The sequence below is a fragment of the Clostridium sp. CAG:43 genome (genome assembly GCF_000434655.1).
GTDB classification, from domain to species: domain Bacteria; phylum Bacillota; class Clostridia; order Lachnospirales; family Lachnospiraceae; genus Otoolea; species Otoolea fessa.
The window spans coordinates 1388-9644 of sequence record NZ_FR895069.1 but is presented as its reverse complement, the minus strand read 5'-3'; the positions used below and the strand labels follow the sequence as shown (position 1 = coordinate 9644).

Annotated in this window: 7 protein-coding genes, 1 other RNA gene and 1 pseudogene; 1 reads left to right on the top strand and 8 read right to left on the bottom strand. The window is 47.1% G+C overall.

What is annotated here, in order from left to right; genetic code table 11:
• From QVO97_RS05550 to leuC, 8 genes and pseudogenes are all read right to left on the bottom strand, one after another.
• Positions 1 to 634 (bottom strand): annotated as a pseudogene (locus QVO97_RS05550) (stage II sporulation protein SpoIID); the annotation flags it as partial.
• 47 nt (positions 635 to 681) lie between these two features.
• Positions 682 to 1938, bottom strand: a complete 1257-nt coding sequence (locus QVO97_RS05545) for an AI-2E family transporter (RefSeq protein WP_022359397.1) — start codon at positions 1936 to 1938, stop codon at positions 682 to 684.
• A gap of 120 nt (positions 1939 to 2058) precedes the next feature.
• Positions 2059 to 2239: non-coding RNA, 6S RNA (gene ssrS, locus QVO97_RS05540), on the bottom strand.
• Positions 2240 to 2377: 138 nt separating this feature from the next.
• Positions 2378 to 3040 (bottom strand): HAD family hydrolase, encoded by a 663-nt coding sequence (locus QVO97_RS05535; protein WP_022359396.1) that lies wholly within the window; start codon positions 3038 to 3040, stop codon positions 2378 to 2380.
• Positions 3041 to 3339: 299 nt separating this feature from the next.
• Positions 3340 to 4161: a cell wall hydrolase gene (locus tag QVO97_RS05530; RefSeq protein ID WP_022359395.1), complete on the bottom strand. Its 822-nt coding sequence runs from the start codon at positions 4159 to 4161 to the stop codon at positions 3340 to 3342.
• A gap of 438 nt (positions 4162 to 4599) precedes the next feature.
• The gene (ybaK, locus tag QVO97_RS05525; RefSeq protein WP_022359394.1) at positions 4600 to 5067 is read right to left on the bottom strand and encodes a Cys-tRNA(Pro) deacylase; all 468 of its coding nucleotides are present in this window, start codon (positions 5065 to 5067) and stop codon (positions 4600 to 4602) included.
• Between the two features lie 40 nt (positions 5068 to 5107).
• Positions 5108 to 5593: a 3-isopropylmalate dehydratase small subunit gene (gene leuD, locus QVO97_RS05520; RefSeq protein ID WP_022359393.1), complete on the bottom strand. Its 486-nt coding sequence runs from the start codon at positions 5591 to 5593 to the stop codon at positions 5108 to 5110.
• A gap of 183 nt (positions 5594 to 5776) precedes the next feature.
• Positions 5777 to 7042 carry a 3-isopropylmalate dehydratase large subunit gene (gene leuC, locus QVO97_RS05515; protein ID WP_022359392.1) on the bottom strand — a complete coding sequence of 422 codons (1266 nt, stop codon included), beginning with the start codon at positions 7040 to 7042 and terminating at the stop codon, positions 5777 to 5779.
• A gap of 338 nt (positions 7043 to 7380) precedes the next feature.
• Here leuC and QVO97_RS05510 point away from each other — a divergent pair.
• On the top strand, positions 7381 to 8257 hold an 877-nt coding region (locus tag QVO97_RS05510; protein ID WP_288189056.1), incomplete at its 3' end, for a LysR family transcriptional regulator.

Here is an 8257-nt window from a genome sequence, read left to right as displayed (position 1 = left end):
TCCGATCGATGCAGGCATCCAGCGACACGCCCTCAAAATTCATCGTTCCCTGATCCGTATATGCCGTCCATGCCGCTGCTTCCTTCACATTTTTCGGTGTTCCATAAAGCACCAGCTTCTGTTTTTTGACCGCATTTTCCGAATCTGCCTTTTTTAAGAATGACTCATAAAACAGCCACCATTCTTCCTTCGGCATTGCCTTTTTATATTTATTTTTAGATACATTCAGGGCGCTCGAAAGCCCTTTTGAAACGCGATCCGCCGCATATGCCGCTTCGCCATAGGTCAGTGCGCCCATTGCGTAGCTTTTACTTATCTTCTCGTCTCCCGGCTCCAGATAGCCTTCCTCAATCATATAGTCAATATATTTGGCATACCATTCATCCTGATCCGGCATTCCAAAATGGCTTCCGTGTTCTCCCTGCGACGCAACGATGTCGTCCCGGTCTGCAAATGATAACGCCATAGCTTTCGATGCCATGGCGCGTGAAATATCATTATCCGAGTGATCCAAAAATACAATTGCAAAGAGCAGGAGTGCCAGAAAAGCCGGAATCGCCACTGCCCAGTAAACCAGCTTTTTAGGTTTCAGAGGCTGTACTGCCTTTCGCGATCTGCCTGTTTTCTTTTCCATATTTCTCCAGCCGCCTTTATTTTTTAACTGTCCTTTCTCATTCACAGTCACTTTTTATTTAACTCCATAAACATTCCCGTTTTCTCATCAATGTGGTCTAACTTCCGGTATTCGTCTGTCTCCATCGGCAATTTCCGAAGCCGCAGCGACCGGTGCACCGCGCGGGAGATCAAGTCATAGATAACCGCAAATGCCGGTACTGCGATAATCATGCCGACGAAACCAAAGAGTCCGCCAAAGAAGAGAATCGAAAACAGCACCCAGAAACTCGAAAGCCCTGTCGAATTTCCCAGGATCTTCGGTCCCAGAATATTGCCGTCAAACTGCTGCAGAAGCAGAATCCAGATGAGGAAATACACACACTGGAGCGGACTGACTAAGAATACCAGGAACGCTGCCGGTATCGCACCGATGAACGGTCCAAAAAAAGGTATCACATTCGTCACACCGATAATGACACTCAAAAGCATCGGGAACGGCATATTTAAGATCGTCACACCGATGAAACAGATAACACCGATAATGAGGGAATCCACCAGCTTGCCGATGATGAAGCCGCCGAACATCTGATTGATAAACCGGATCTCCTCGATTACCAGATTCGCCTGTCTTAGATTCAGGCAGCCATAAACAATCTTCTTTCCCTGTGCTGCCAGTGTATCTTTAATATTTAACAGATACACCATGACGATCAGACCGATCAGCCAGTTTTTGATAAATTCCAGGACTCCCAGCACACTGCTGGAAACACCTGTCACGATCTGTCCAATCCGGTGCATATCGATGTTGGTAAACGATTTCTCCGCCCAGTTCTGAAAAACTGCCAGGTTATTTTCAAAACTGCTCAAAACCATATTTTCGATCTCCGGATTATTTTTCAAAATACGCTGAATCCATTCATACACATTCTGCACATACAGCGGAAATGAATCCTGAATACCAATCAAACTCTCGATCAGCTGCGGGATCATGAGCTGGAACATTCCTACCACAAGCACAATAACCAGCCCCAGACTGGCTGCCGTCGCAAGCATCCGGGCTGCACCGCGGACGTATTTGGAATTCTTAGTGACAGAACCAAGGGTCTTTTCCACGATCCCTGCTACCCAGTTATATGCCGGGGCGGTCAGATATGTCAACACCGCACCGCAGAGAATCGGCGCGAGGATTTTCACAATCTTGTGGGTGCCCGCCGACACCACATCCCAGTGTTGGATGCTGAACCAGAGCAGTATGCAGACCGCAATCACCAAAACTGCCGTCATACCCATATAAATGTATTCTTTGAAATCTCTTTTTTCCATACTTATGTTCTTATCCGTTCCTCTTTTCTGATTTTACAATGTGCTTCTGGAAAATGTTACATTTTCTTTACACACTTTCTTTTACAGAGAAAGCAGCGATTGCTCGCTGCTTTTATCCTTTGTAACCCCAAAATGCCGGCTCTTACCATATTGACGCCTAGCGCTGCTAGGTGGGCAACCTCACTTAGATTTCTGTCTTCCACTCGAGAGGAGGCCTGACATCCATCTAAAAATATTGGAATCCCGTTAGTCAAAATGTAGGTTCAAAAAAAGCAAGAGTTGTCGAGCATCCCAGGAATTACAAATATTCTCTTTTGATACGGCTATTATACCGCAAGTCGGATGTTTTTTCAAGTTCCATTTTCTGATAATGCGGTCAGGTTGTTACTGTTCAGGTTATCCCTCTCTCTATCTCTTTTAAGAAGCTCCTTTTTGTCTTTTATACTTCTCCCCACTTCATCAGGAAATCTCCCAGCTCTTCCACCGTCTCAATCTGGTAGTCTGCCCCATTTTCCGTAAACTCTTCCCGGGAACCATATCCATACAGCACTGCCGCACATGGGAGCTGATTTTCATGCGCCCCGATAATATCGTGTTTCCGGTCGCCCACCATGATAACCTTCGATTCCTCCGGTGTTGTTCCCAGACGGTCCAGCGTGTAGGCAATCACATCGCCTTTGCGGACCCGGATCTCCTCCATATCCGCCCCGCCAACCAGGGTAAAGTAGGAAAGCAGATCAAAATGCTCCAGAATCTGAATAGCAAACGGTTCCGGCTTCGAGGTTGCCACCGCCAGCGTAAGACCGGCATCCTTTAAACGTGTCAGCATCTCCCGGATTCCCGGATAGACTTTATTTTCAAACATTCCCTGTTTCGTAAAATATTCGTGGAAATGGTCGATCGCTTCGCGCGCCTGCGCTTCGCTGAATCCGTAATATTCTTTAAAACTGTCCGACAGCGGCGGTCCGATGAACGGACACAGTTTATCCAGATCCGGCTCATCGATCCCGTATGCCTGCAGCGCATGCTGGACAGACTTTGTGATGCCTTCCTTCGGATCTGTAAGGGTTCCGTCGAGGTCAAATAGTATGATATGGTTCATATGGTTCGTTCTCCTTATTGTAGTCCGCAGTGCATTACTCCGCAGCACACCAGCTTGAAAAAAATACGTTTTCATTGCTTACGACCATTCTAATACATTTTACGCAAAAAAGAAAGACAACTTTTCTCCAGCCATCTTTCTTTTCTGCGTTTCAGTTACTGTTCACGCATACGTGCCCAGTAACGGAATTTGCCGTGGCTTCGCATTTAAATACGGCAAATTCCTGCTGCCACCACGTTTTCTTACGGCACTTTCGGTTCCAAAAGTGCCTACCCGTGAACAGTAACGTGTTTCACTCTTTATTTGTAAAATTCATGTCCACCATGCTGCATGACATAGGTCAGCTTGCCATCGAACCAGCGTACATTGGAGGAAGCAGAGATTCCGCGGTTCATGAAGTACAGGGCGCCGCCCGAGTAATCCTCGCCTTCCAGTGCACGGTTGACGCAGTCAATTGTCTGCTGCGTTACCTTACAGCTGTTGATCGTTCCATCCAGTACCGGTGAGAACTGGGATGGTTCGTACACAACGGCTTTGACGCTGTTCGGGAATTTCTTGTTTTTCACCCGGTTGATGATTACATTTGCAACCAGTATCTTTCCCCTGTCGTCGCACACACCCGCCTCCGCCTGCACAATTTTCTGCAGAACACTGTAATCTTCATCGCTGTAAGAGATGACTGCGCGTTCCCGGCGCTCCCGTTCTTCTGCTTCCTGCGCCGCCTGCTGGGTCTGCATTCGTACTTCTCGTTCGATTACCTCTACTTCCAGAGCTTCCTTCGCAAGTTCATCCTGAATCCCCTGCTCCAGCCTCTGTCCGAGTAGATGCTGACTTTCCTCGTTGGAGGCGAGAATCGTAAATTCTGATAAGCTCTCTGTCTCTGTCGTTTCTTCTGACTGCAGCATTTCTGTCAGTTCCACATCATCCGGATATTCCCGGTGTGCCGAGGCTGCATTTTTGCCAACGCCGCCAAAACTGACCGAATTAAATGCTATCACCGTCACAACCGCTGCCCCCGTCATCAATACGGCTGCGGTCCGGTACATCCTTTTTGTCACACGGACAAATAATGCCTTTATAAACTGATAAGCAGTCTGAAGAAATGTGTCAATGCTTGGCATACACTCTCCTCTTTCTATCAGTGCAGTCCTCCCAAAACCGGTCTGACTGCCATTTAACATCTGCGGCATCTTCTTTGGCTGTCTGATTTTTTCTGACAGCTAAGGACAGATCCTCTCTGCCTGTGCCGCTTCCTTCAAGTGACGGGAGACATTATATGTGGTTTCCGGCTTCAAAGTCAACGTCTTTTTTACATTTTTGTGACAAATCACATTCTCATTTAACTTTTCCTTAATATTTATGTGAGCATTTTATAAACTTTTTTGCTTTTTCTTTCCATTTTTTATAAACTTTGGCTGGTATAAAATTTTCATTTTTTTACAATTCTGTTAAATTCTGCCCGTCAAAAAAACAGGCGAATCAAGTCGCCTGTTTTTTATGTCAACTGTAATAGAACAATTATTGTATCTGTAAAGGTGTCAGACAGACTCCTTACCACTCTAGATCAGCGCTACAAACTGTGCATCCACATATTTTGCAAGTTCCTCCGGATTCAGAATGACCTGAACGCCTCTCTGACCCGCGCTGATGCTGATTTTGTCGAAAATCTGCGCTGTTTCTTCTATATAAGTAGGGAACTTCTTTTTCATGCCGATCGGGGAACAACCACCTCGCATATAGCCGGTCAGCGGAAGAAGTTCCTTCATATGGATCATCTCCACTTTCTTGTCCTTGGAAGCCTTTGCCACCTTTTTCAGGTCCAGCTCCTCATCGACCGGGATACAGCAGACCAGATAGCCGTTCTTATCGCCCTTTAAAACGAGCGTTTTGAACATCGTGTCATGGTCCATCCCCATCATATCCGCCGCATGGCTGCCGGATAAGTCGTCCTCATCTACTTCATACTCGCCTGCTTCATAATTGATTCCAGCCGCGTCTAAAAGACGCATTACGTTTGTTTTTGTCATAAGCTAAACCCTTTCTGGAGACAGATTTAGTGCACTCCTCTTATTTCTGGTTGATATAGTTTACCAGTCCACCGGCTGTGATGATCTTCTGCATGAACTCCGGGAACGCCTGCCCCTGGAAGCTCTGGCCGGTAGTTTTATCGGTAATCACACCGCTGTCAAAATCAACCTCTACCTCATCACCAGCCGCGATTGCTTTTGCAGCCTCCGGGCACTCGATGATCGGCAGACCGATATTAATAGAGTTGCGGTAGAAAATACGTGCAAACGTCTCAGCAATAACACAGCTTACACCTGCACACTTGATTGCCAGCGGCGCATGCTCGCGGGAAGAACCGCAGCCAAAGTTCTTATTTGCTACGATGATATCACCCTTCTGTACTTTATTTACAAACTCTTTATCAATATCTTCCATACAATGTTTTGCCAGCTCGTTGCCATCCGGAGAGTTTAAGTATCTTGCCGGGATGATAACGTCTGTATCTACATTGTCTCCATATTTAAATACATGTCCATTTGCTTTCATTTCTATATCCTCCTGCGATTTATCCTGTTATTTTATTCCAATTCACGAGACGACACCTGCGATTGAAGGAACCCCTTCCCCGAACCGTAATATCCGTTTGTAACTGTTCAGTACCTTCACAGTCACGCGCAGATCTACTGAACCGTTACATCCATTTTACTTATTCCTAAACTTTTATGCCTATTACAGTCCCAGTTCCGCCGGTCCGCTCACTTTTCCGGTAATGGCGCTGGCTGCTGCCACTGCCGGGCTTGCCAGATAAATCTCAGAATCCACGTGTCCCATACGTCCAACGAAGTTACGGTTGGTCGTGGATACACATCTCTCGCCTTCTGCCAGAATACCCATATAACCGCCCAGGCACGGACCGCAGGTCGGAGTGCTGACAACGGCACCAGCCTCGATGAAGGTCTCTAAAAGTCCCTCTTTCATGGACTGTAAATAGATCGCCTGTGTCGCCGGAATCACGATGCAACGCAGACCTTTTTTCACTTTTCTGCCCTTTAAGATCTCAGCTGCGATACGCATATCCTCGATACGTCCGTTCGTACAGGAGCCAATGACAACCTGATCGATCGCAATGTCACCCACCTCATCGATCGTTCTCGTATTCTCCGGAAGGTGCGGGAAGGATACGGTCGGCTTTAACTCGGATAAGTCTATGGTGTACTCTTCGTCATACTCTGCATCCGGATCTGCCTCATATACCTTGAAATCACGTTTAGAATGCTCTTTTAAGTACTCGATGGTCTTCTCATCAACCGGAAAGATACCGTTCTTGCCGCCTGCCTCGATCGCCATGTTGCAGATCGTGAAACGGTCATCCATGGAAAGGTTTTTGATGCCCTCGCCGACAAACTCCATGGAACGGTACAGCGCGCCATCTACGCCGATCATACCGATAATGTGAAGAATGACATCTTTACCACTGACCCATTTTGCCGGTTTGCCGATCAGGTTGAACTTGATCGCGGACGGTACCTTGAACCAAGCCTTACCGGTTACCATGCCAGCTGCCATATCGGTACTGCCGACACCTGTAGAGAATGCGCCAAGTGCGCCGTATGTACAGGTATGGGAATCCGCACCGATGACTGCGTCACCTGCTACAACCAGACCTTTTTCCGGAAGGAGTGCATGCTCGATTCCCATCTCTCCTACGTCAAAATAGTTGGTGATATCATGACGACAGGCAAATTCACGACAGCATTTGCAGTTTTCCGCCGACTTGATATCCTTATTCGGGATAAAATGATCCATAACCAGCGCAATTTTGTCATGATTGAATACCGTCTGGTTGTCCATCTTCTTCATCTCATTGACCGCTACCGGCGTTGTGATATCATTTCCAAGAACCAGATCCAGATCTGCTTCGATCAACTGTCCTGCTTTTACCTCTGCAAGACCCGCGTGCGCTGCCAGGATCTTCTGTGTCATTGTCATTCCCATGATTTATTTCCTCCTGCATATACATACTTGGTAACGGCTCCGATGCCCTTACTGTTATAGGAAAAAACTCTGTTCCAACGGTGCCGCTGCCATCTTTTGCTTTTTTATGTTTGTATTATAGCACCGGTTCTGTTATAATACAAATATATATTATTAATAGATACTATGAGTCGAAGTTATAGTGTCACTGTTCACGAGTAGGCACTTTTGAAACCGAAAGTGCCGTAAGAAAACGTGGTGGCAGCAGGAATTTGCCGTATTTAAATGCGAAGCCACGGCAAATTCCGTTACTGGGCACGTATGCGTGAACAGTAACTTTATAGATATAAAGGAGTATTATGGAACAACATTTAACCCAGTACCGTATTTTCTACGCCGTTGCACGCGCCGGTAATATTTCCCGCGCCGCCAAGGAACTTTTTATCAGTCAGCCCGCGATCAGCAAATCAATCAGCAAGCTGGAAGAAAGCCTCGGCATGGCACTTTTTATCCGCAATTCCCGCGGTGTCTCCCTGACCGCAGAGGGACAGGTCTTATTTCAGCATGTGGAAGCCGCCTTTGAAGCACTGGAGCGCGGTGAAAATGAGCTAAAACAGATCCAGAACCTCCACATCGGACAGCTCAAGATCGGCGTCAGCAACACGCTGTGCAAATATATTCTTCTTCCTTATTTAAAGGGATTTATCGCGCAGTACCCGCATGTCCGCATTTTGATTGAAAGTCAGGACACTGCACGCACAATCTCGATGTTGGAACAGCAGAAACTCGACATCGGTCTGATCGCCGAGCCGAAAAACCGCCGCAGCCTTTCATTTCTCCCAGTCATGCGAATCGAGGACACCTTTGTCTGTACCCGGTCGTATCTGGAAAATCTGCGGATCCGCGAAGGTGCCGATGTCGATCCGTTCGAATCCGGGACAATCCTGCTGCTCGACCGTAGCAATATGACGCGCACGCACATTGACGCGTACTTTGCAGAGCACGGAATTGAACCGAAGCAGATTTTAGAGGCGACGACGATGGATCTTCTGATTGAATTTGCCAAAACGGGACTTGGAATCGGATGTGTGATCCGCGAGTTTGTGCGGGAAGAATTAAAGGATGGTTCGCTGATCGAACTCCCGCTGGAAGTGCCAATCCGAAACCGAACGATTGGATTTGCTTATCATCCGGCGGCGATGACGCGGACGATGAATGATTTTGTGAAGTTTTGTT

Bases quoted from the DNA above. Each gene is read 5' to 3' on its own strand.
- QVO97_RS05530 (WP_022359395.1), bottom strand. From the start codon at position 4,161: ATGCCAAGCATTGACACATTTCTTCAGACTGCTTATCAGTTTATAAAG.
- leuC (WP_022359392.1), bottom strand. From the start codon at position 7,042: ATGGGAATGACAATGACACAGAAGATCCTGGCAGCGCACGCGGGTCTT.
- QVO97_RS05535 (WP_022359396.1), bottom strand. From the start codon at position 3,040: ATGAACCATATCATACTATTTGACCTCGACGGAACCCTTACAGATCCG.
- ybaK (WP_022359394.1), bottom strand. From the start codon at position 5,067: ATGACAAAAACAAACGTAATGCGTCTTTTAGACGCGGCTGGAATCAAT.
- QVO97_RS05545 (WP_022359397.1), bottom strand. From the start codon at position 1,938: ATGGAAAAAAGAGATTTCAAAGAATACATTTATATGGGTATGACGGCA.
- leuD (WP_022359393.1), bottom strand. From the start codon at position 5,593: ATGAAAGCAAATGGACATGTATTTAAATATGGAGACAATGTAGATACA.